The sequence below is a fragment of the Agromyces selenitireducens genome (assembly GCF_052748465.2).
The window spans coordinates 2,203,496-2,225,262 of the sequence record NZ_CM188259.1; the positions used below are offsets into that span (position 1 = coordinate 2,203,496).

Annotated in this window: 21 protein-coding genes; 5 read left to right on the plus strand and 16 right to left on the minus strand. The window is 70.6% G+C overall.

Translation table 11 applies throughout. The features are described 5' to 3' along the window. Positions 1 to 24: 24 nt before the first annotated feature. Entirely contained in the window at positions 25 to 1,452 is a 1,428-nt protein-coding gene (locus tag ACULK4_RS10230) for a replication-associated recombination protein A (RefSeq protein WP_445964324.1), read from the minus strand. Between the two features lie 130 nt (positions 1,453 to 1,582). Here ACULK4_RS10230 and ACULK4_RS10235 point away from each other — a divergent pair, with 130 nt between their 5' ends. The 3 genes from ACULK4_RS10235 to ACULK4_RS10245 all read left to right on the plus strand — a co-directional run bounded on the left by ACULK4_RS10235 (position 1,583) and on the right by ACULK4_RS10245 (position 4,379). Beyond that, positions 1,583 to 2,350 carry a peptidylprolyl isomerase gene (locus tag ACULK4_RS10235; RefSeq protein WP_445964325.1) on the plus strand — a complete coding sequence of 256 codons (768 nt, stop codon included), beginning with the start codon at positions 1,583 to 1,585 and terminating at the stop codon, positions 2,348 to 2,350. A gap of 141 nt (positions 2,351 to 2,491) precedes the next feature. Beyond that, complete coding sequence (locus ACULK4_RS10240; RefSeq protein ID WP_445964326.1) at positions 2,492 to 3,724, plus strand: DUF349 domain-containing protein; 1,233 nt, start codon at positions 2,492 to 2,494, stop codon at positions 3,722 to 3,724. 91 nt (positions 3,725 to 3,815) lie between these two features. Continuing rightward, positions 3,816 to 4,379 (plus strand): type IV toxin-antitoxin system AbiEi family antitoxin, encoded by a 564-nt coding sequence (locus tag ACULK4_RS10245; RefSeq protein WP_445964327.1) that lies wholly within the window; start codon positions 3,816 to 3,818, stop codon positions 4,377 to 4,379. Here ACULK4_RS10245 and ACULK4_RS10250 read toward each other — a convergent pair. The 13 genes from ACULK4_RS10250 to pdxS all read right to left on the minus strand — a co-directional run bounded on the left by ACULK4_RS10250 (position 4,358) and on the right by pdxS (position 16,754). Beyond that, positions 4,358 to 6,610: a RelA/SpoT family protein gene (locus tag ACULK4_RS10250; protein ID WP_445964328.1), complete on the minus strand. Its 2,253-nt coding sequence runs from the start codon at positions 6,608 to 6,610 to the stop codon at positions 4,358 to 4,360. The genes ACULK4_RS10245 and ACULK4_RS10250 overlap by 22 nt on opposite strands. A gap of 75 nt (positions 6,611 to 6,685) precedes the next feature. Beyond that, complete coding sequence (gene secF / locus ACULK4_RS10255; RefSeq protein ID WP_445964329.1) at positions 6,686 to 7,702, minus strand: protein translocase subunit SecF; 1,017 nt, start codon at positions 7,700 to 7,702, stop codon at positions 6,686 to 6,688. Then, the gene (secD, locus tag ACULK4_RS10260) at positions 7,702 to 9,444 is read right to left on the minus strand and encodes a protein translocase subunit SecD (protein WP_445964330.1); all 1,743 of its coding nucleotides are present in this window, start codon (positions 9,442 to 9,444) and stop codon (positions 7,702 to 7,704) included. The genes secF and secD overlap by 1 nt, the downstream gene beginning before the upstream one ends. A 72-nt stretch (positions 9,445 to 9,516) precedes the next feature. Next, positions 9,517 to 9,897: a preprotein translocase subunit YajC gene (gene yajC, locus ACULK4_RS10265; RefSeq protein WP_445964331.1), complete on the minus strand. Its 381-nt coding sequence runs from the start codon at positions 9,895 to 9,897 to the stop codon at positions 9,517 to 9,519. A gap of 67 nt (positions 9,898 to 9,964) precedes the next feature. Next, complete coding sequence (ruvB, locus tag ACULK4_RS10270; protein WP_445964332.1) at positions 9,965 to 11,008, minus strand: Holliday junction branch migration DNA helicase RuvB; 1,044 nt, start codon at positions 11,006 to 11,008, stop codon at positions 9,965 to 9,967. Beyond that, a complete protein-coding gene (ruvA, locus tag ACULK4_RS10275) occupies positions 11,005 to 11,625 on the minus strand; it encodes a Holliday junction branch migration protein RuvA (RefSeq protein ID WP_445964333.1) in 621 nt (206 codons plus the stop codon). The genes ruvB and ruvA overlap by 4 nt, the downstream gene beginning before the upstream one ends. Next, entirely contained in the window at positions 11,622 to 12,236 is a 615-nt protein-coding gene (ruvC, locus tag ACULK4_RS10280; RefSeq protein WP_445964334.1) for a crossover junction endodeoxyribonuclease RuvC, read from the minus strand. Before ruvC ends, ruvA begins: the two co-directional genes overlap by 4 nt. A 4-nt stretch (positions 12,237 to 12,240) precedes the next feature. After that, positions 12,241 to 13,002, minus strand: a complete 762-nt coding sequence (locus ACULK4_RS10285) for a YebC/PmpR family DNA-binding transcriptional regulator (protein WP_445964335.1) — start codon at positions 13,000 to 13,002, stop codon at positions 12,241 to 12,243. Positions 13,003 to 13,037: 35 nt separating this feature from the next. Beyond that, positions 13,038 to 13,775 carry a hemerythrin domain-containing protein gene (locus ACULK4_RS10290; protein ID WP_445964336.1) on the minus strand — a complete coding sequence of 246 codons (738 nt, stop codon included), beginning with the start codon at positions 13,773 to 13,775 and terminating at the stop codon, positions 13,038 to 13,040. Positions 13,776 to 13,904: 129 nt separating this feature from the next. Beyond that, positions 13,905 to 14,432, minus strand: coding sequence for a DUF1697 domain-containing protein (locus ACULK4_RS10295; protein WP_445964337.1), 528 nt, complete (start codon positions 14,430 to 14,432; stop codon positions 13,905 to 13,907). Between the two features lie 113 nt (positions 14,433 to 14,545). Then, positions 14,546 to 15,169: a hypothetical protein gene (locus ACULK4_RS10300; RefSeq protein WP_445964338.1), complete on the minus strand. Its 624-nt coding sequence runs from the start codon at positions 15,167 to 15,169 to the stop codon at positions 14,546 to 14,548. Between the two features lie 32 nt (positions 15,170 to 15,201). Beyond that, complete coding sequence (gene pdxT, locus ACULK4_RS10305; RefSeq protein WP_445964339.1) at positions 15,202 to 15,870, minus strand: pyridoxal 5'-phosphate synthase glutaminase subunit PdxT; 669 nt, start codon at positions 15,868 to 15,870, stop codon at positions 15,202 to 15,204. Further along, positions 15,864 to 16,754: a pyridoxal 5'-phosphate synthase lyase subunit PdxS gene (pdxS, locus tag ACULK4_RS10310; RefSeq protein ID WP_445964340.1), complete on the minus strand. Its 891-nt coding sequence runs from the start codon at positions 16,752 to 16,754 to the stop codon at positions 15,864 to 15,866. The genes pdxT and pdxS overlap by 7 nt, the downstream gene beginning before the upstream one ends. A 122-nt stretch (positions 16,755 to 16,876) precedes the next feature. Here pdxS and ACULK4_RS10315 point away from each other — a divergent pair, with 122 nt between their 5' ends. Together ACULK4_RS10315 and pdxY are read left to right on the plus strand one after the other, a co-directional pair. Next, positions 16,877 to 18,220, plus strand: a complete 1,344-nt coding sequence (locus tag ACULK4_RS10315; RefSeq protein ID WP_445964341.1) for an aminotransferase class I/II-fold pyridoxal phosphate-dependent enzyme — start codon at positions 16,877 to 16,879, stop codon at positions 18,218 to 18,220. Positions 18,221 to 18,228: 8 nt separating this feature from the next. Then, a complete protein-coding gene (gene pdxY / locus ACULK4_RS10320) occupies positions 18,229 to 19,080 on the plus strand; it encodes a pyridoxal kinase PdxY (RefSeq protein ID WP_445964342.1) in 852 nt (283 codons plus the stop codon). A 47-nt stretch (positions 19,081 to 19,127) separates the two neighbouring features. Here the strand turns inward: pdxY and ACULK4_RS10325 are convergent, their stop codons facing one another. Together ACULK4_RS10325 and thrS are read right to left on the minus strand one after the other, a co-directional pair. Continuing rightward, on the minus strand, positions 19,128 to 19,652 hold the full coding sequence (locus ACULK4_RS10325; protein WP_445964708.1) for an HIT family protein: 525 nt from the start codon (positions 19,650 to 19,652) through the stop codon (positions 19,128 to 19,130). A 41-nt stretch (positions 19,653 to 19,693) separates the two neighbouring features. Beyond that, on the minus strand, positions 19,694 to 21,604 hold the full coding sequence (gene thrS / locus ACULK4_RS10330; RefSeq protein ID WP_445964709.1) for a threonine--tRNA ligase: 1,911 nt from the start codon (positions 21,602 to 21,604) through the stop codon (positions 19,694 to 19,696). Positions 21,605 to 21,767 lie beyond the last annotated feature (163 nt).

A 21,767-nucleotide genomic window follows, 5' to 3' on the forward strand; every position in this document is an offset into this window, starting at 1 on the left:
GGAAATGCTACCACGGTCGCCGCATCAGCGCTCACCGCGCACGATCCGCCGGAGCTTGCCGAGACGCGACGACACATCGCGCTCATTGCCGTGCTCGGTCGGCGTGTAGTACACCGCGCCCCGGAGCGGATCGGGGAGGTACTGCTGCGGCACCACGCCGATCGGATCGTCGTGCGGGTACGCATAGCCCTTGCCGTGCCCGAGCCGTTTCGCGCCCGGGTAGTGCGCGTCGCGCAGGTGCTTGGGCACGCGGCCCGCCTTGCCGGCCCGGACATCGGCGATCGCCCGGTCGATCCCGACGTACGCGGCGTTCGACTTCGGCGCCGTCGCGAGGTGGACGGTCGCCTGGGCGAGTGGGATGCGCCCCTCGGGCATGCCGATGTACTGCACGGCATCGGCGGCCGCAACCGCGACGCCGAGCGCCGTCGGGTCGGCCATGCCGATGTCCTCCGAAGCGAGCACGATGATGCGGCGTGCGATGAACCGCGGGTCCTCCCCCGCCTCGATCATGCGCGCCAGGTAGTGGAGCGCCGCGTCGACGTCGCTGCCCCGCACCGACTTGATGAAGGCGCTGATGACGTCGTAGTGCTCATCGCCGTCGCGGTCGTAGCGCAGCAGCGCGCGGTCGACCGCGCGCGACACCGTCTCGGGCGTGATGACCGGCCGCGGTGCCGTTCCGGCTGCATCGCCGTCGACGGAGGCCGCGGCCGCCGCCTTGCCGTCGTCGGATCCCGACCCGGCCTCGTCGTCGGCCGTGCGACCGTCCACGGCCTCGGCGATCGCCGACAGCGACGCGGCCTCGAGCGCGGTGAGCGCGCGGCGGGCGTCGCCCGACGCTAGCCGGACGATCGCGGCGCGCGCCTCGGGATCGAGCTCGACCCGACCGGCGAGCCCGCGCGGGTCTTCGACGGCACGGTCGACGAGCATGCCGAGATCGCCGTCGTCGAGCGTCTCGAGGGTGAGCAGCAGCGATCGCGACAGCAGCGGCGAGATCACCGAGAACGAGGGGTTCTCGGTGGTCGCGGCCACGAGGATCACCCAGCCGTTCTCGACGCCCGGGAGCAGAGCGTCCTGCTGCGCCTTCGTGAAGCGGTGGATCTCGTCGAGGAAGAGGACCGTGGAGACGCCGTACAGGTCGCGGTTCGCCCTCGCCTCCTCCATGACCTGGCGGACGTCGCGCACCCCGGCCGTGACCGCCGAGAGCTCGACGAACTTGCGCCCCGACGAGCGCGCGATCGCCTGCGCGAGCGTCGTCTTGCCGGTACCCGGCGGACCCCACAGGATCACCGAGACGGCCCCGGACTCCCCCGTGCGGTCGGCCGCGAGGGCGACGAGCGGCGAGCCGGGGGTCAGCAGGTGCCGCTGCCCGGCGACCTCGTCGAGGCTGCGAGGCCGCATGCGGACCGCGAGGGGCGTCGCGCCCGAGCGCAGGCCCGCAGCCGTCTCCACCATGCCGACAAGCGTAGCCGCGGCATCCGACACCCGGACTACCGGGACGGCCGAGCGACGTGGCGTGCGCGATTGGCACCCCCGCACCGCCGTTGCGTAGAGTTCGGTCGCAGGATTCCCCCGAAGGAGCAGCGTGGCAACGAACGACCGTCAGGCGCGCGAGGCGCGCGCGCGACTGCGCACCTACCAGGCACGGCAGGAAGTGCACGCGCGCTCCGTGCGCCGCCGCCGACGAGACAACGTCGTCGCGGTCATCGCCCTCGTCGCGGTGCTCGCACTCGCGACCGCCGCGCAGCTGCTGTACTTCGGTGGCGGGCCGGGCAGTCCCGAAGCCGAGCCCTCGGCCACGCCCGCCCCGACCGCGACCCCCCAGCCGGTTCCCTCCGCCGACCTCGCCGCAGACCGCACGTGGGTCGCGGCGCTCACGCTCAACGACACGACGCTCTCGGTCGAGCTCGACGGGGCCGCGGCGCCGCAGGCGGTGTCGAGCACGATCAGCCTCGCCCGGTCCGGGTTCTACGACGGCCTCGCCTGCCACCGGCTCACGACCGAGGGCATCTTCGTCCTGCAGTGCGGCGACCCGAACGGCGACGGCACCGGAGGGCCGGGCTACAGCTACGGCCCGATCGAGAACGCCCCCGAGGACGGCGTCTACCCCGCCGGCACCCTCGCGATGGCCCGCCAGCCGGGCGCTGCGGAGAGCCAGGGAAGTCAGTTCTTCATCGTCTACGAGGACACCACGCTTCCGGCGGATGCCGCGGGCGGCTACACCGTCATCGGGCGGGTGACCGACGGGCTCGACGCGCTCCGCACCGAGATCACCGATTTCGGCACGGCCGACGAGGTGCCCGACGGCGCGCCGGTGCGTCCCGTGACCATCACCTCCTTCGTCGTGGAGTGATCGTCCGAGAGGCATTCCCACGGCCAACCGGGCCGGCCGCCCGGCGTCCCGGGACCGGCCGACGACGATTCCGGGGGTGCAATAGGCTTGATGCCGTCATCCGCCGCTCACGCGGCATCCGACCGACGACAGGGTGAGTCCGTGACCGATTCAGCACAGCAACCGTGGGGCCGCGTCGACGAGACGGGCACCGTCTTCGTGCGGACCAGCGAGGGCGAGCGCGAAGTCGGGCAGTACCCCGACGCGACTCCGGAGGAGGCGCTGGCCTACTTCGAGCGCAAGTACGCCGATCTCGCCGGTGCCGTGTCGCTGCTCGAGCAGCGGGTCCGACGCGGCGCCCCGGCAGCGGATGTCGCGAAGGCGGTTGCGACGCTGCAGGCGAACGTCGCCGACGCGCACGCCGTCGGCGACCTGGAATCGCTCCAGCGCCGGCTCGAGGCGCTCTCGGGCACCACGCAGGAGCTCACCGCCCAGCAGCAGGCCGAGGCCAAGGCGGCCGTCGAGGCGGCGATCGCCGAACGCACCCGGATCGTGGAGCAGGCCGAGACGCTCGCCGCCCAGGACCCGGCCAAGACGCAGTGGAAGCAGACGAGCGCCGAGCTCGACGCGCTCTTCGCGGCCTGGCAGAAGCACCAACAGGACGGCCCGCGCCTTCCCAAGGGCGAGGCGAACGAGCTCTGGAAGCGATTCCGCGCGGCCCGCTCGACGATCGAGCAGCATCGGAAGGCGTTCTTCGCCGAACTCGACGCCGCGCACCGCGACGTGCGCCAGCGCAAGCAGCGGCTCATCGAGCGCGCCGAGGCGCTCGCGCCGCGCGGCGCCGACGGCGTGGCCGAGTACCGGTCGCTCCTCGACGAGTGGAAGCAGGCGGGACGCGCCGGCAAGAAGGTCGACGACGCGCTGTGGGCGAAGTTCAAGGCGGCAGGCGACGTGCTCTTCCAGGCCAAGGCCGAGGTCGATGCGAAGGACGACGAGGAGTACCGCGAGAACCTGACGCAGAAGCTCGCGCTCCTCGACGAGGCCGACGCGCTGCTCGCCTCGAAGGACGCCCGGGCGGCGCGAACGACGCTGAACGGCATCCAGCGCCGGTGGGACGACATCGGCCGCGTTCCGCGGGACCAGGTCCGCACCGTGGAGGACCGCCTGCGCAAGGTCGAGAACCACGTCCGTGCGCTCGAGGACGAGCGCTGGCAGCGCGACGACCCGGAGAAGAAGGCCCGGTCGGAGGGGATGCTCGGCCAGCTGCACGACGCGATCGCGAAGCTCGAGGCGGAGCTCGCCGACGCCGAGGCCTCGGGCGACGCGAAGGCGGCTGCGGAGGCCCGCGAGGCGCTCGAGGCGCGGCGGGCGTGGCTGAAGGCCGTGGGAGGCTGAGCCCTCCCCCACCTGCATCGGCGACGCCCGGTTCTCCACAGCGAGCACCGGGCGTCGGTGCGTGCGGCGACGGATGCTGCAGCATGGGCGCATGGCCCGACTCCCCACGGTGCTCGGCACGCGTGACCTGCCGTTGCCCGAACTCTGCGCCGCCCGGCTCGACGGCGAGCTGGTCACGGTGGGCGATGGATGGTGCCCGGTCGACGAACCGGACCTCCCCTCGCTCCGGGCCGCAGCGGTGGCGCCCCATCGACACGGCCCCCTCATCGTCGAACGTCGGACCGCGGCGTGGGTGCATGGCGCCGTACCCGCTCCGCCCGTGGTGTCGGAGTACTGCATCCGGTACGCCGACCGCAGTACCGCGCGCATCGACCCCGGCTGCGTCGTCCGCGAGGTCGTGATCGACGATGCCGACGTGGCGGTGGTCGGCGGCATCCGCTGCACGACACCCCTGCGCACCGCCTTCGACCTGTTGCGCGATGCGAGCGCGGGCGACGACGAGACGGTCGCGATCGTCGGCGCACTGCTCGAGGGCGAACCGGGGCTCGAGTCGCGGCTCCGCGACCGGATCGGATCCGCCCACCGACTCCCGCACAAGTCGCGCGCGCTCGCGCGGCTCGATGCTGCGACGCGTCAGCCGTCGCTGACGCGGTAGACGTCGTAGACGGCGTCGATGCGGCGGACCGCGTTGAGCACCCGGTCGAGGTGCGTGGTGTCGCCCATCTCGAACACGAATCGGCTGATCGCGAGGCGGTCGGTCGAGGTCGACACGTTGGCGGAGAGGATGTTCACGTGGTGCTCCGAGAGCACGCGGGTCACGTCCGAGAGCAGGCCGGCCCGGTCGAGCGCCTCGATCTGGATCTGGACCATGAAGACGCTCTTGGAACTCGGCGCCCACTCGACATCGATCATCCGCTCGGGCTCACGCAGGAGCGATTGGACGTTATGGCACGTGGCCTGATGCACGGAGACGCCCGAGCCGCGCGTGATGAAGCCGACGATCTCATCGCCCGGCACGGGAGTGCAGCATCGCGCGAGCTTCACGAGGATGTCCGGCGCGCCCCGCACGAGCACACCGGAGTCGCTGTTGCGAGGCAGGGTGCGCGAGCGCGTCGGGAGCGGGAGGGCCGGCTCCTCGACGTCGTCTTCATCCTGTACGAGCGCGAGGACCTTCTCGATCACCGACTGCGTCGAGACGTGCCCCTCGCCGACGGCCGCGTACAGCGCCGAGACGTCCTCGTAGCGCAGTTGCGCGGCGACCTCGGCGAAGGAATCCTGGCTCATCAGCTTCTGCAACGGCAGGTTCTGCTTGCGCATCGCCCGGGCGATCGCGTCGCGACCGTGCTCGATCGCCTCGTCGCGGCGCTCCTTGGTGAACCACTGCCGGATCTTGCTGCGCGCACGCGGGCTCTTGACGAAGTTGAGCCAGTCCTTGCTCGGACCGGAATCGGGGTTCTTCGACGTGAAGACCTCGACGACGTCACCGCTGGAGAGCTCGCTCTCGAGCGGGACCAGGCGGCCGTTCACCTTGGCGCCCATGGTGCGGTGGCCGACCTCGGTGTGCACGGCGTAGGCGAAGTCGACCGGCGTCGCGCCGGCCGGCAGGCCGATGACGCGACCCTTGGGCGTGAAGACGTAGACCTCCTTGGCGCCGATCTCGAAGCGCAGGGAGTCGAGGAACTCGCCGGGGTCGGCGGTCTCAGCCTGCCAGTCGGAGATGTGGGCGAGCCATGCCATGTCCGCGTCATCGCGAGGGCCACCGACGTCGGCCCGTCCGCCCGCCATCCGCTCCTTGTACTTCCAGTGGGCGGCGACGCCGAACTCGGCACGCTGGTGCATGTCGTGCGTGCGGATCTGGATCTCGACCGGGCGCCCTTTCGGGCCGATCACCGTGGTGTGGAGCGACTGGTAGAGATTGAACTTCGGCGTGGCGATGTAGTCCTTGAACCGGCCCGGTACGGGCGTCCAGCGCGCGTGGATCGAGCCGAGCACGGCGTAGCAGTCGCGAACCGAGTTGACGAGCACGCGAATACCCACGAGGTCGTAGATGTCGTCGAAGTCGCGACCGCGCACGATCATCTTCTGGTAGATCGAGTAGTACTGCTTCGGTCGGCCGACGACCTTGCCGCGGATGCGCGCCGCCTTCAGGTCGTCGGAGACCAGGTCGATGACCGACTGCACGTATTCCTCGCGCTGCGGCGTGCGCTGCTTCACGAGGCTCTCGATCTCGGCGTAGAGCTTCGGGTAGAGCACGGCGAACGACAGGTCCTCGAGCTCCCACTTGATCGTCTGGATGCCGAGGCGATGGGCGAGCGGCGCGTAGATCTCGAGGGTCTCGGTCGCCTTGCGCGCGGCCGACGCGGCGGGCACGAATCCCCACGTCCGGGCATTGTGGAGGCGGTCGGCGAGCTTGATGATCAGTACCCGGATGTCCTTGGACATCGCGACGATCATCTTGCGGACGGTCTCCGCCTGGGTCGAATCCCCGTACTTGACCTTGTCGAGCTTGGTGACCCCGTCGACGAGCATCGCGATCTCGTCGCCGAAGTCGGCGCGCAACTGGTCGAGCGTGTACGAGGTGTCCTCGACGGTGTCGTGCAGCAACGCCGCCGCGACGGCCTTCGATCCGATGCCGAGGTCCGCGAGGATCTGCGCGACAGCGATCGGGTGCGTGATGTACGGCTCGCCGCTTCGCCGCTTCTGGCCCTCGTGCGCGCGCTCGGCGACCGTGTAGGCGCGCTCGATGACGGCGAGGTCGGCCTTCGGATGGTGCATCCGCACCGTGCGGAGGACCGAGTCGATCGCACCCGAGGGCAGCGCCTTGGAGAAGATCCGGGGCACCAGACGGCGCAACGACGCCGTCGAGTTGATACCCGTCTCCGTCATGGTCGCCGCACCTCCAGACCTCAATTATCACCGCTCGCGAGCGGTGCACGTGCCATGGAGGCGTGCCGGGCCCTGCTAGGGGGCGGCGACGACCTCCGCGGCACCGGAGACTCCGGCCCGCTCGCGCTCCTTGAGCACGCGCTGATCGTGCCGCTTGATCGACGTCTCGCCTTCGCGGAGTTGCGAGTACAGCGGGGCGGCGATGAACACCGTGGACCAGGTTCCGACGATGATGCCGATCAACAGCGCGAGCGAGATGTCGCGAAGCGTGTCGGCCCCGAGGGCCCCGGCGCCGATGAACAGGATGGCGGCGACCGGCAGGGCGGCCACGACGCTCGTGTTGATCGACCGCACGAGGGTCTGGTTCACCGCGAGGTTCACCGACTCCGCGAAGGTCCGACGGGATTCCTCGCCCTCCTCGGCGGTGTTCTCGCGGATCTTGTCGAAGACGACGACCGTGTCGTACAGCGAGTAGCTGAGGATGGTCAGGATGCCGATCATGGCGGCAGGAGTGACCTCGAAGCCCACCGCGGCGTAGACGCCCGCGGTCAGCACCAGGTCGCCGATCAGCGAGAGTATCGCGGCGACCGACATCTTCCAGGTGCGGAAGTACAGCGCCATGACGATCCCGGCGAGCAGCATGAACGCCAGGAGACCCAGGATCGCCTGACGCGTCACGTCGGCCCCCCAGCTCGCGCCGATGAACGACGACGTGACCTCGCTGCGGTCGACGTCGTACGCCTCCGCGAGGGCGATCACGAGTTCTTCGGACTCGGCCTGTTCGAGCTGCTCGGTCTGCACCCGCACGCCGGATTCGCCGACGACGGTCACACGCGCGACGGTGCCCGGGGCGACCTCCTCGACCGCGGCGACGGCCGGGTCCTGCGTGGCCTCGGCGACGTTCGTGATCTGGAACTGGGATCCCCCGCGGAACTCGATGCCGAAGTTGAATCCGCGGAAGACCATCACGAGCGCCGACAGGATCAGCAGCACGGCGGCGATCGTGTACCACTTCCGTCGGCCGCCGACGAAGTTGAACGAGCGCTTGCCCGTGTAGAGGTCGTTGCCGAAGGTGGTGAGGCGGTTGGCCATCAGGACTCCTTGCTCTCGCCGGCGCCCACGGTGGCGTCGACCTGTGCCGCCTTGCGCTCCGCGATGGTCTGTCGGCGCTGCGCCTCGCGCGAGCTGGACGCGACCTTGCTCGCAGGGACGGCGACGGGCTTGCGGAACTCCGCGCGACCGCGGTACACGGCCCCGAGCGCCTTCGGGTCGAGGCCCGACCACGGATGGCCGCTCGAGAAGAACCGGGTCTGCGCGAGCAGCTGCAGCATCGGGTGGGTGAAGAGGATGACGACGAGCACGTCGATGACCGTGGTCAGACCGAGGGTGAACGCGAAGCCCCTGACGCTGCCGACGGCCAGGATGAACAGCACGACCGCCGCGAGGAGGTTCATGCCCTTCGACGACAGGATGGTGCGAAGTGCCCGCTTCCAGCCCGCCTCCACGGCGCCGACCAGGGGTCTGCCGTCGCGCAACTCGTCGCGGACGCGCTCGAAGTACACGATGAAGGAGTCGGCCGTGAAGCCGATCGCGACGATGAGCCCCGCGATGCCGGCGAGCGAGAGCCGGTACCCCTCGCGCCACGACAGGATCGTGATCGTCAAGTAGGTGATGACGCCGACGATGACCAGCGACGCGATCGTGACCGTGCCGAGCAATCGGTACTGGAACAGCGTGTAGATCACCACGAGCACCAGACCGATGAGGCCGGCGATCAGACCCGCCTGCAGTTGAGAGGTTCCGAGGGTCGCCGAGATCGTGTCGGAGGACTGCACCTCGAAGCTGATCGGAAGCGCTCCGAACTTCAGCTGGTCGGCGAGCGCCTTCGACGACTCCTGCGTGAAGCTGCCGGTCACCTGCGGGCGGCCGTCGGTGATCACGCCGTTCATCTGCGGTGCGGAGAGCACGGCACCGTCGAGCACGAACGCGAACTGGTCGCGCGGCGTCTGGCCGTTCAGCGCGAACAGGCGCTGGCTGACCTCGGCGAACTGCTCGGCGCCGCGCTCGTTGAACACGATGTTCACGGCCCACTGGCCGGTCGTCGCACCCGTCTGGGTCTGGACCATGCCGTTGGTCGCGTCGACGATGTCCTCGCCGCCGACCTCGACCGGTCCGAGCAGGTACTTGATGGTGCGCGTGGCGTCGCACGTCACGAGCGGCTCGTCTGACGGGGCGACGTTCGCGCCGCTCTCGTCGATCGCGGCGCAGTCGAAGGTGTCGAACTCGTCCTGCAGGGCGGGGGTGATCCACGCCGGGTCGCTGGCGTCGGTGGGCTCCGCAGTCGGCGTCGACTCGAGTTCCTCCTCGGCACCGTCGGCCGGCTCAGGGCTCGCGCTCGGGTCGATCGACTGGTTCGTCGCGGCGTCGGCGAGCAGCACCGGTCGCAGTTCGAGCTTCGCCGACGACTCGATCCGGGCACGGGTCTGCTCGTCCAGCTCGCCGGGGATCGCGACGACGACGTTCTGGCCGCCCTGCGTGTTGATCTCGGCCTCGGAGACGCCCGACGCGTCGACACGCTGGCGGATGATCGCCACGGCCTGGTCGAGCTGTTCCTGGGAGACCGAGTCGCCGTCCGCCACCTGCGGCTCGAGGATGATCTGCGTGCCGCCCTCGAGGTCGAGCGCAAGCTTCGGCGCCCAGGAACCGTCTCCCCAGATCACGCCCGCGGCGTTGATGCCGAAGAGCGCGACGATGATCACGCCGAGCCAGCTCAGCGAGCGCCAGGCCTTCCGGACGGGCGTGGGTCGCGAGGACCGCTTGGATGGTGCAGCCACGTGTTCTGCTTTCTGTGCAGGAGCCCGCGCAGCATCGCGCGGGCCGAGCGTAGGGTTCCGAGCCGGGTCAGCTCAGTCGTCGGACTTCTTGGTGTCGGGGGCGTCGTCGCGCGGTGTCTCGTCGACGCGCTCGCCGAACTCGGGCTCGCCCTCGATCACGGGGGTCGACCCGGCGACGGGCGCCTCGACGGCGTCGATGACCCGCGCGATGGTCTGCCGGTGGACGGTGAGCACCGTGCCGGGGCTCGACTCGAGCTCGACCTGGTTGTCGTCCTCGTCGATGGCGAGGATGGTGCCGAACACCCCGAAGTTCGTCATCACCTTCGCGCCGGGCACGACCTTCGACTGGAGGTCGCGCGTCTCCTGCTGGCGCTTCCGCGAATTGCGGAACATGAAGAAGATCAGGACCGCCAGGACGGCGAGCATGATGATGGTGAACGGATCGAAGACCATGGGGTGGGAACCTTCCGGAGTGCGCCGAGCGCACAGTCAAGGGCGGGGAGGCCGAAGCCTCCAAGGATTATAGGTCATCGATCGGCAGGGTCGCCGCGGTGCCGTCGCCCTCGCGGACCAGCCCGAAGTGCCGCCACGCCTGCTGCGTCGCCACGCGACCACGCGGCGTGCGAGTGATCAGGCCGATCCTCACGAGGAACGGCTCGACGACCGCCTCGATCGTCTCGGCCTCCTCGCCCACCGAGACGGCGAGCGTGTTGAGTCCGACGGGCCCGCCCCCGAACCGCGTGAGGATCATGAGCATGACGGCGCGGTCGAGCCGGTCGAGCCCGAGCGGGTCGACGTCGTAGAGCTCGAGCGCCGCGCGCACGGCGTCGACGTCGGCCTCCCCGCCGTGCACGAGCGCGAAGTCGCGCACGCGCCGGAGCAGACGGTTGGCGATGCGCGGCGTGCCGCGGCAGCGCCCGGCGATCTCGGCGATCGCCTCGCGGTCGATCGCCAGGCCGAGCATCGTGGCCGCGCGGGCGAGCACCTGCTCGAGCTCGGACTCATCGTAGAACTCGAGGTGCGCGGTGAACCCGAAGCGGTCGCGCAATGGGTTCGGCAGCAGGCCGGACCGAGTGGTCGCGCCCACGAGCGTGAACGGTGCCAGGTCGAGCGGAACCGAGGTGGCGCCGGCGCCCTTGCCGACCATGATGTCGATGCGGAAGTCCTCCATGGCGAGATACAGCATCTCTTCTGCCGAGCGGGCCATGCGGTGGATCTCGTCGATGAAGAGCACCTCGCCCGGGACGAGCGACGACAGGATCGCCGCGAGGTCGCCGGCGTGCTGGATGGCCGGACCGCTCGACATGCGCAGTGGACGCCCGCCCTCGTGCGCGACGATCATCGCGAGCGTCGTCTTGCCGAGGCCCGGCGGGCCTGCGAGCAGGATGTGGTCGGGCGTGCGCTGCTGGATCGCCGCCGCCGACAGCAGCAGCTGAAGCTGGCCGCGCACGCGCGTCTGGCCGACGAATTCCTGGAGGCTCCGCGGCCGCAGTGCGCCCTCGAAGGCGAGTTCGGCCTCGGAGGCGAGTTCCGGGTCGGTCAGGTCGAGATCGGGGTCGCTCATCGGCCCCTCGCGGTCTGCTGCGCAGGGCCGAGCCGAGCGAGCGTGAGCCGGAGGAGTGCGGGGACCGATGCCGCATCGGCCGCATCGGCCGCATCGAGCGTCTCGGCGATCGCCTCACCCGCGAGCTTCTCGGACCAGCCGAGGCCCGTGAGCGCCGCGAGAACGTCGTCGGCGACGCCGCTCGTCGCGACCGGCCGGCCGGTCTCGGCGACCGCGGGCGCGACGACCTTGCCGGCGAGCGAGACGGTGATGAGCTTGGCGGTCTTCGGCCCGATGCCGCTGACTCGCCGGAACGCCGCGTCGTCGTCGTCCTGGACGGCACGGGCGATGTCGGTGGGCGACATCGACGAGAGCACGCCGAGCGCCGACTTCGGGCCCACTCCGGTCACCCCGATCAGCAGCTCGAACACGTCGAGCTCGTCGCGCGACGCGAAACCGAACAGGATCATCGCGTCCTCACGGACGATGAGCGAGGTGTGCACGAACACCTCCTGCCCCTCACGGCTGGCGAGCACGAACGCGGGGGTCGCGTTCACGAGGTAGCCGACCCCGGACACGTCGACGACGAGCGTTCCGCCGGATGCCGATGCGACGCGGCCGCGCAGGGAGGAGATCACTCCTTCAGCCTACGGGCGGCCCCCGACACGGAGGCGGCACGCTCCGCGGCGAGCCACGCACGCTGCGCGGGCGTGAGCGCGTCGGCGGTGCGGACGCCTCGGCCGGCCGCGGCATCCGTCATCGCGGCGCCCGCGACACCGCCCGTGCGCCACGCGTGGCAGATCGCGAGAGCGAGCGCATCAGCGGCATCCGCCGGCTTCGGCACCGCGTCGAGTCCCAGGATGCGCGCGACCATCGCCCCGACCTGCTTCTTGTCGGCGCGGCCGTACCCGGTGATCGCGGCCTTGACCTCACTCGGGGTGTGCAGGGCGACCGGAAGCGCGCGACGCTCGGCGATCAGCATCGCCACGCCGGAGATCTGGGCGGTTCCCATGATCGTCGACACGTCGCTTCGCGCGAAGACGCGCTCGAGCGCGACCGCGTGCGGCCGATGCTCCTCGAAGATCGCCTCGAGCCCGTCGGCGATGCGCGCCAGACGTCCCGGAGTCTCGAGCTCTGCAGGCGAGCGCAGGACGACCACGTCGACGAGGGTCGCAGTGCGGTCGGATGCCACGTCGACGACGCCGACGCCGCAGCGGGTCAGCCCGGGGTCGATGCCGAGGACCCGCACCCGGCTACTCCGACTCGTTCTCGAGCTCGGCCTGGACCTCGGGCGTGAGGTCGAAGTTGCTGTAGACGTTCTGCACGTCGTCGCTGTCCTCCAGCGCGTCGATCAGCCGGAACACCTTTCGCGCGGTCCCGGCGTCGACCTCGACCTTCAGGTTCGGCACGAACTCGACGTCGGCCGACTCGTAGTCCAGGCCCGCCTCCTGCAGCGCGGAGCGCACGGTGACGAGGTCGCTCGCCTCGGTGACGACCTCGAACCCCTGGGCGTGCGGCTCGACCTCCTCGGCACCGGCCTCGAGGACCGCCATCATCACGTCGTCCTCGGTGGTGCCCTCGCCGGAGACGACGATGACGCCCTTGCGCGAGAAGTTGTACGCGACGCTGCCCGGATCGGCGAGCGTGCCGCCGTTGCGGCTGAGCGCGGTGCGCACCTCGGCCGCGGCGCGGTTCTTGTTGTCGGTGAGGCACTCGACCATGAGCGCCACGCCATTGGGGCCGTAGGCCTCGTAGATGATGTTCTGGTACTCGACGGACTCGCCCGAGATGCCTGCGCCGCGCTTGATGGCCCGGTCGATGTTGTCGTTCGGGACCGAGGTCTTCTTGGCCTTCTGGACGGCGTCGTACAGGGTCGGGTTGCCCGCGAGGTCGGAGCCGCCGAGCTTGGCAGCGACCTCGATGTTCTTGATGAGCTTGGCGAACGACTTCGCGCGGCGCGCGTCGATGACGGCCTTCTTGTGCTTGGTCGTCGCCCACTTGGAATGCCCGGACATGCGTCTCCCGTAACGGTGGTCAGTACCCCGTCATTCTAGGCGGTCGCCGGAACGCCGCCGGGAGCGACGCCCTCCTCGCCCCGCAGTCGCCGGACGGCCCGCTCGTACTGGCGGCGCCCGACGGCGCGGTACGCGGCCCGGATCGGCGCGGGCATCTCGTGCTCGAACCAGGCGTCGCGCTCGGGCTCGGGGACGCTCTCGAGCATGAGGCCGAGCAGCACGAAGATCGGCAGCGGCGGCTTGTGCCGCCGGGCGTGCCGGTGGATGTCGTCCCACTCCGCGTCGGAGAGGATGGCGTCGAGCACGGGGAACGCGTCGCGCTCCTCGTCGGCGAGGTGCTGCGTGAGCAGTCGGTCGACCTCGTCGAGCTCAGCGGCGAGCCGACCCGCCGTGGCGGCATCCGCTTCGCGCGCCCATCGGTCGATGATCGCGTCGACGAGGTCGAGCCGGTCGGAGACCGCGCCGTGCTGCCGGCGCATGAGCTCGACGTGAAGCCCGCAGGCGGGCGCCCGCTCGGTCATGCGGTCCCAGAAGAACTCGTCCTCGGTGCGGTGGTGCACGTGCAGCAGTGCGGTGATGCCGTGCAGGTGCTTCGCGAGGTGCTTCGCCCTCGCGGTGTCACCGGCTTCGACGTCGCGCACGAGACGGGGTGCTTCGGCGAACAGCCGCCGGAACAGCCGGTGGATCACCACGACCTCGTCGCTGCGGCAGGTCGTGGCAGGGGCGGCGGCGCGCTGCTGTGGAGCGCCCGTGCTGGGAAGTCGTGTGGTCATGGGCGCAAGGCAAGCGGATGCCGCGTCCGGCCGCGCCCGGGCGAACCCGCCCATCACCCCCGGGCGCTCCCGCCGTTCGTCCCCGGGCTTCCCCTGAGCCCGACGGGCGCACGTCCACCGGTGCGTCCCTCAGGCGAGGAGCTTCTCGAGCGTGCGCAGGTTGCGGTTGGTCGTGGTGGGCTTGAACGCGGGCTTCGAGAGCACCTTGGCGAACGGCGTGTCGACCGAGGTGCCCTTCGCGGGGCTCCAGTAGACGACCCCGTCGCCGCGCTCGAGCGGATCCGCGTCGGGGTCGTGCTCCCTCGCCGCGTCGAGCAACGCGTCGACCACGGTCGGCTCGGACGCGAAGACGACGTACGGCTGCCTCGAGGCATCCGTCGCGTCGAACGGGAACGCCTCGACGATCGCGCGGAGCTGCTCCGCGGCGACCAGCACGATCCACGCCTCGTATCCGAAGCGCTCGGACAGGGCGCGCTCGATGTCGCGCTTCAGGCGTGCGGCATCCGCTCGATCGGTCTCGAATGCGACGTTCCCGCTCGCGAGCACGGTGCGCACACCGGTGAACCCGAGCTGGGCGAACGTCTCGCGGAGTTCGGCGGACCTGATCGTGACGCCGCCTACGTTGACGCCGCGCAGCAGGGCGATCCAGTGGGTCATGCCGCCAGCGTACGGCCGGCCGCCGTCACGGCGCGGCGGAACCGACCCCGGCGACCGCGGGCGGAGGGTGGCACCGCTCCGCGGCAGGGGCGCACGCCATGGACCACGACGCGCTAGGCGGCCGAGGCAGGAGGGCCGGGCATGCGCACGCCGACGGCGCGCGCCTCGAGCGCGGCCAGCGAACGGATCGTCTCGGGGTCGTTGCGACGCCACCCGTCGACCGCGTCGGGGGCGGCGGCGAGGACACTGAGCAGGTTCCGATCGGTCAGTGCGCGCAGCGCGAGCAGGTCCGCGCCGCCCGCACGGGTGAGCGCGACGGTCGTGCGTCCGGCGCGAGCCGCGCGCACCAGGCGGGGCGCGACCCACAGCAGGAGCACCGCCGCGATGGGCAGCGCCGCGATGCCGATCGCGGCGAACGCCGCAATCCAGCCGACGAGGTCCTGCTGCCCCCGACCCACCGATTCGAGCGTCGCTCCCGCTGCACTGGCTCCATCGAACGGCTCGGCGATGCCCGGCCCGATGAGCGGGACGTCGCCGAGGGTGTTCCCGATGTCGGTCATGCTGCCGCGGAATCCGGTGCCGGCCTCCTCGAGTCGCCGGCCGAGGACGGCGAACCCGGTCACGGATCCGTGGAACAGCACGGCCACCCACACCGACAACACGACGAGCCCGAGCGCGAGGAGGTCTCCGACCACTTGCGCCGCGCGCCGGCCACCGAAATCCGAGTACAGTCGCATGCCCCCACTCTGGCGTGGGAGCGGCTCCGGCGCTAGGCGGTGGACGACGACGAGATCGGCGCCGCGGCGGCCGCGCGGGCGCGCACCTTCGCGAGGAAGTACTCGTGGAACCGATGATCGCCCTGGATCTCGGGATGGAAGCTCGTCCCGACCAGGTCGCCCTGCTCGACGGCGACCACGCGGCCGTCCGCGAGCGCGGCGAGCGGGGTCGCGCGCTCCCCCACCGACTCGACCACGGGCCCGCGGATGAACACCGCGTGCACCGGCGGGTCGCCGAGCACCGGCACCTCGAGGTCGGTCTCGAACGACTGGTTCTGCGACCCGAAGGCGTTCCGCCGCACGACGACGTCGAGCCCGCCGAGGTTCTGCTGGCCCTCGATGGTGTCGAGGAGCGTGTCGGCGATCATGATCAGCCCCGCGCACGTGCCGTACACCGGCATCCCCTCGGCGATGCGGCGCCTCAGCGGTTCGGCGACGCCGAATGCGCGCGACAGCTTGTCCATCACCGTGGACTCGCCGCCGGGGATCACGAGCCCGTCGATGCCCTCGACGTCCTCGGGACGTCGCACGAGCACGACGCGCGCACCGAGCTCTCCCAGCACGCGCGCGTGCTCGCGGAAGTCGCCCTGCAGGGCGAGCACGCCGACCGTCGGGCCCGTGGCATCCGTCGCCCCGAGCGATTCGTCGCGGAGACTCACCATCCGCGCTCGGCGAGGCGGTGCGGTGCGGGCAGGTCGCCGACGTTGATGCCGACCATGGCCTCGCCGAGGCCGCGCGACACCTCGGCGATGACCTTCGGGTCGTCGTAGAAGGTCGTGGCCTTGACGATCGCCGCGGCGCGCTGCTCGGGGTTGCCGGACTTGAAGATGCCCGATCCCACGAACACGCCGTCGGCGCCGAGCTGCATCATCATCGCCGCGTCGGCCGGGGTGGCGACGCCGCCCGCGGTGAACAGCACCACCGGGAGCTTGCCGGTCTCGGCGACCTCGAGCACGAGCTCGTAGGGCGCCTGCAGCTCCTTGGCGGCGACGTAGAGCTCGTCGCGCGTCATCGACTTCAGCTGGTTGACCTCGGCGGTGATCTTGCGGATGTGCTTGGTCGCCTCGGAGACGTCGCCCGTGCCGGCCTCGCCCTTCGAGCGGATCATCGCGGCGCCCTCGTTGATGCGGCGGAGCGCCTCGCCGAGGTTCGTCGCACCGCACACGAACGGGGTGTTGAACGCCCACTTGTCGATGTGGTTCACATAGTCGGCGGGCGAGAGCACCTCGGACTCGTCGATGTAGTCGACGTCGAGGGCCTGGAGGACCTGCGCCTCGACGAAGTGGCCGATGCGTGCCTTGGCCATCACCGGGATCGAGACCTCTGCGATGATCGCCTCGATGAGGTCGGGGTCGCTCATGCGGGCGACGCCGCCCTGGGCACGGATGTCGGCGGGCACGCGCTCGAGCGCCATGACGGCGACCGCGCCGGCGTCCTCGGCGATGCGCGCCTGCTCGGCCGTGACGACGTCCATGATGACGCCGCCCTTCAGCATCTCGGCGAGTCCGCGCTTCACACGGCTCGAGCCGGTCTGGGCAGTGCTCATCGGGGGTTCCCTTCGACGGATGACGCGCGCTCGCGCAATTTCTCGGACAACGCGGTTGCTTGACCTAGGCCAAAAGATAGCATGGGCGGGACCCTGCCTCCGGAACAGCGACGGATCGTGACATGACCCTCGAGATCACCGGCCGATCGGCCGCCGACATCGCCGCGAGCGTGCGCGCGCTCATCGAGCGCGGCGCGCTCCAGCCGGGCGATCCGCTGCCGCCCGTGCGCAACCTGGCGGACCATCTGGGCGTGAATCGCAACACCGCCGTCGCGGCGTACCGGCAGCTCACCGCGGCGGGAGCGGTCGTCACGCGCGGCCGGGGCGGCACGCACGTCGCCGACCGATCCGCGGTTGCGCAGGAGGGCTTCGCCGCCGACAGCGTGCTTCGCGACGTCGCGACCGGGAATCCCGATCCGGACCTCATCCCCGCCGTGTCGCGGGCGCTCGCGGGCGTGGCGGGGAGGCCCGTGCTGTACGGCGAGCCGGTCATCGACCCCGGCCTGGAACGCTGGGCGCAGGCGTGGATGCGTGCGGACCTGGCCCCGTCGGACCTGCGGCTCACGATCACGAGCGGCGCGGCCGACGCGGTCGAGCGGCTGCTCGCCCAGTCACTCGTCCGCGACGACGCCGTGGCGCTCGAGGACCCGTGCTTCCTGACGAGCATCCACACGGTCCGCGTCGGCGGGTACCGGGCCGTGGCGGTCCCGGTCGACGACGAGGGCATGACCGTGGACGGACTGCGATCCGCGCTCGAGCAGGGCGTCCGCGCCGTCGTGTGCACTCCGCGGGCGCAGAATCCCACCGGCGCGAGCCTGTCGGAGCGGCGGGCCGCCGATCTGCGCGAGGTGCTCCGCGCGCACCCGTACGTGCTCGTCATCGAGGACGACCACTTCTCGATGCTGTCACGCGCCCCGTTCCGTTCCCTCATCGGCCCCGACCACCGGCGATGGGCGCTCGTGCGTTCGGTATCGAAGTTCCTCGGGCCGGACATGTGCCTCGCGGTCACGGCATCCGACCCCGACACCGCCGATCGACTCGCGATGCGGCTCACTCCTGGCACCACCTGGGTGAGCCACCTGTTGCAGCGCCTCACGCTCGCGCTCGTGACCGACCCGGCGGTCGCCGCGGACATCGAGCGGGCGGGGGCGCACTACGCCGCGCGCAACCGCGCCTTCGCGGAACGGCTCACGGCGCTGGGTGTCCCTGCCGCCGCGGGCGACGGGCTCAATCTCTGGGTCCCGCTGCCGGTGCCGGCGCGCGACGTGTCGGAGCAGCTGATGCGCCGAGGCTGGCTCGTGCGCGCCGGCGACGAGTTCGCCCTCGCCGACGCATCCGGAGCGAGCCGCCGGCTGCGGCTCACCGTGCACGACCTCGCCGACGCCGACGTCGGGCGACTCGCCGCCGACATCGCCGCCGCCGTCCGCGCGACGGGCGGACGCCTCGTCCCGGCCGAGGTGGGATGATCGTGGGGATGAAGGTCCTCTCGATCCAGTCCGCCGTCGCCTACGGCCACGTCGGCAACTCCGCGGCCGTGTTCCCCCTCCAGCGCATCGGTGTCGAGGTCATGCCGGTGTACACCGTCAACTTCTCCAATCACACCGGGTACGGCGCATGGCGCGGCCCGCTCATCAGCCCCGACGACGTGCGCGAGGTGATCGCCGGAATCGAGGACCGCGGCGCGTTCCCGACGATCGACGTGATCCTCTCCGGCTACCAGGGCTCCGAGGGCATCGCGGACGTGATCCTCGACGCGGTCGCCCGCATCAGGGCCGCGAACCCCGACGCGACCTACTCGTGCGACCCGGTGATGGGCAACGCGAAGAGCGGATGCTTCGTCGCGCCGACGATCCCCGTGCTGCTGCGCGACCGCGTGGTGCCCGCGGCCGACCTCATCACGCCGAACCAGTTCGAGCTCGGCTACCTCACCGGAACCGAGCCGGGCTCGCTCGAGTCGACCCTCGAGTCGGTCGACCTGGCGCGCGCGACGGGTCCGCGTACCGTGCTCGTCACGAGCGTCGAGCGGCCCGACCGCGAGGAGGGCACGATCGAGATGCTCGCCGTCGACGACCGCGGCGCGTGGGTCGTGCAGACTCCCCTGCTGCCGATGAAGGCGAACGGCTCGGGGGACGTCACGGCGGCGCTCTTCACCGCCCACCATCGTCGCACCGGTGACGCGGCGGATGCGCTCGCGCGCACCGCATCGAGCGTGTTCGACCTGCTCGAGAACACCCACCGGTCGGGCGAGCGCGAGCTGCAGCTCGTCGAGTCCCAAGACGCGTACGCGAACCCGCGGATGCAGTTCGAGGTCCGGCAGGTCCGCTGACGCATCCTGCGGCTCGAGTCGGCGCGAAGCGCCGTGGCAGACCCCGCTCAGCTCGGCCAGGCCTCGGCGATCTCCTGCCTGACCTCGCCGAGGAGACGCGGCAGCGCCTTGGTGCCGGCGATGATCGGGAAGAAGTTGGAGTCGAGCGCCCATCGCGGCACGATATGCTGGTGGAGGTGCTCGGCGATACCGGCGCCCGCGATGCGGCCCTGGTTCATGCCGATGTTGAACCCGTCGCACTTCGACACCTGCGTGACCGTGCGCATCGCGACCTGCGTGAGCTCGCCGATCTCGTTGATCTCCTCGGGCGAAGCCTGGTCGTAGGTCGCGATGTGCCGGTACGGGCACACGAGCAGGTGGCCGCTGTTGTACGGGAACAGGTTGAGCAGCACGTACGCATGCTCGCCCCGGGCGACGATGAGCGACTGCTCGTCGGTCAGCTCCGGCGCGCGGCAGAACGGGCAGGCGTGCTCATCGGGTTGCTGGCCGTGCTGGATGTAGACGAGCCGGTGCGGCGTCCACAGCCGCTGGAACGCGTCCGGGACACCTGCGAGGTCCACCGCGGCATCCATCGGCACGTCGTCGCGGTCGAACTCGTCGGGTCGGTAGTGCGTCATGCGAAGAGGTCGTCCCGGGTCGTGACCTGGCGACGGTCGGCGATCGCGTCGAGGATGCGACGCTCGGCCTCGGCGATGGTCACGCCGTTCTCCTGGGTGCCGTCGCGGAAGCGGAAGCTCACCGTCTCGCCCGAGCGGTCGTTCTCGCCGGCGATGAGCTGGATCGGCACCTTCTGCGTGGTGTGCGTGCGGATCTTCTTCTGCATGCGGTCGTCGCTCGTGTCGAGCTCGGTGCGCACGCCCGATCCGGCCAGCTGGGTCAGGATGCCGCCGAGGTAGGGCGCGAATTCGTCGGCGACCGGGATGCCGACGACCTGCACCGGCGCGAGCCACACGGGGAACGCGCCGGCGTAGTGCTCGGTGAGCACGCCGAAGAAGCGCTCGATCGAGCCGAACTTCGCCGAGTGGATCATGACCGGACGCTGGTGCGTGCCGTCGGCCGCGGTGTACTCGAGTCCGAAGCCCTCGGGCTGGTTGAAGTCGTACTGGATGGTCGACATCTGCCACGTGCGACCGATGGCGTCGCGCGCCTGCACGGAGATCTTCGGGCCGTAGAAGGCGGCGCCGCCCGGGTCGAGCACGAGCTCGAGCCCGGACGCCTCGGCGACCTCGCGCAGCACGTCCGTCGCGACCTGCCACTGCTCGTCGGTGCCCTTGAACTTGTCGGAGTCCGCGTCGCGGGTCGACAGCTCGAGGTAGTAGTCGTCGAGACCGAAGTCGCGAAGCAGCCCCAGCACGAAATCGAGCAGGTGCTTGATCTCGGCAGGCGCCTGCTCGGGCGTCACGTAGCTGTGCGAATCGTCCTGGGTGAGCCCGCGCACGCGCGTGAGGCCCTGCACGACGCCGGACTTCTCGTAGCGGTACACGGTGCCGAACTCGAAGAACCGCAGCGGCAGTTCGCGGTACGACCGTCCGCGGGAGCGGAAGATGAGGTTCTGCATGGGGCAGTTCATCGCCTTGAGGTAGTACTCGCTGTTCTCGAGCTCCATCGGCGGGAACATCGTGTCCTTGTAGTACGGCAGGTGGCCGGACAGCTCGAAGACGTGCGCCTTCGTGATGTGCGGCGTCGAGACGTACTGGAACCCCTCCTCGATGTGGCGCCGGCGGACGTAGTCCTCCATCTCGCGCTTGATCACGCCGCCCTTGGGGTGGAAGACGGGCAGGCCGGACCCGATCTCGTCGGGGAAGCTGAACAGGTCGAGTTCGATGCCGAGCTTGCGGTGGTCGCGGCGCGCGGCCTCCTCGAGCCGGTGCTGGTACGCCCGCAGCTCGTCCTTGGTCGGCCAGGCGGTGCCGTAGATGCGTTGCAGCTGCGGGTTCTTCTCGGAGCCTCGCCAGTACGCTGCGGCGACGCGCATGAGCGCCCATCCGTTGCCGATCATGCGCGTGTTCGGAAGGTGCGGGCCGCGGCAGAGGTCCTTCCACGCGACCTCGCCGGACTTCGGGTCGACGTTGTCGTAGATCGTCAGCTCGGTGCCGCCGACCTCGACGGACTCGTTGTCGTCCTGACCCCCCTCGCCGCCGGTCGTCTTGCCCTTCAGTCCGATGAGCTCGAGCTTGTACGGCTCGCCCGCCAGTTCGGCGCGCCCCTCGTCGTCGGAGACCACGCGCCGCACGAAACGCTGGCCCGAGCGGATGATGCGGGCCATCTCCTTGTCGAGGGCCTTGAGGTCTTCGGGCGTGAACGGCTCGACGACGTCGAAGTCGTAGTAGAAGCCGTCCGTCACGGGCGGGCCGATGCCGAGCTTCGCCTCGGGGTTGAGCTTCTGCACCGCCTGCGCGAGCACGTGCGCGGTCGAGTGGCGCAGGATCGCGAGGCCGTCGGGCGAGTCGATCGTGACGGGCTCGACCACGTCGGTGTCGGTCACCGTCGTCGCGAGGTCCTTCAGCTCGCCGTTGACGCGCATCGCGACAACGGACCGGTCGGTGAAGAGCTCGAAGCCGTCGGCCAAGTGGATCCACTCCCTGCAGTGTGAGACGCAACCCCTCAACTGTAGTCGCGTGCGCCGGGCGGGGCGCGCGACCGATCGGGCGCATGCCGAGGACGCAGGGGACCCCCGAAGCGGGGCG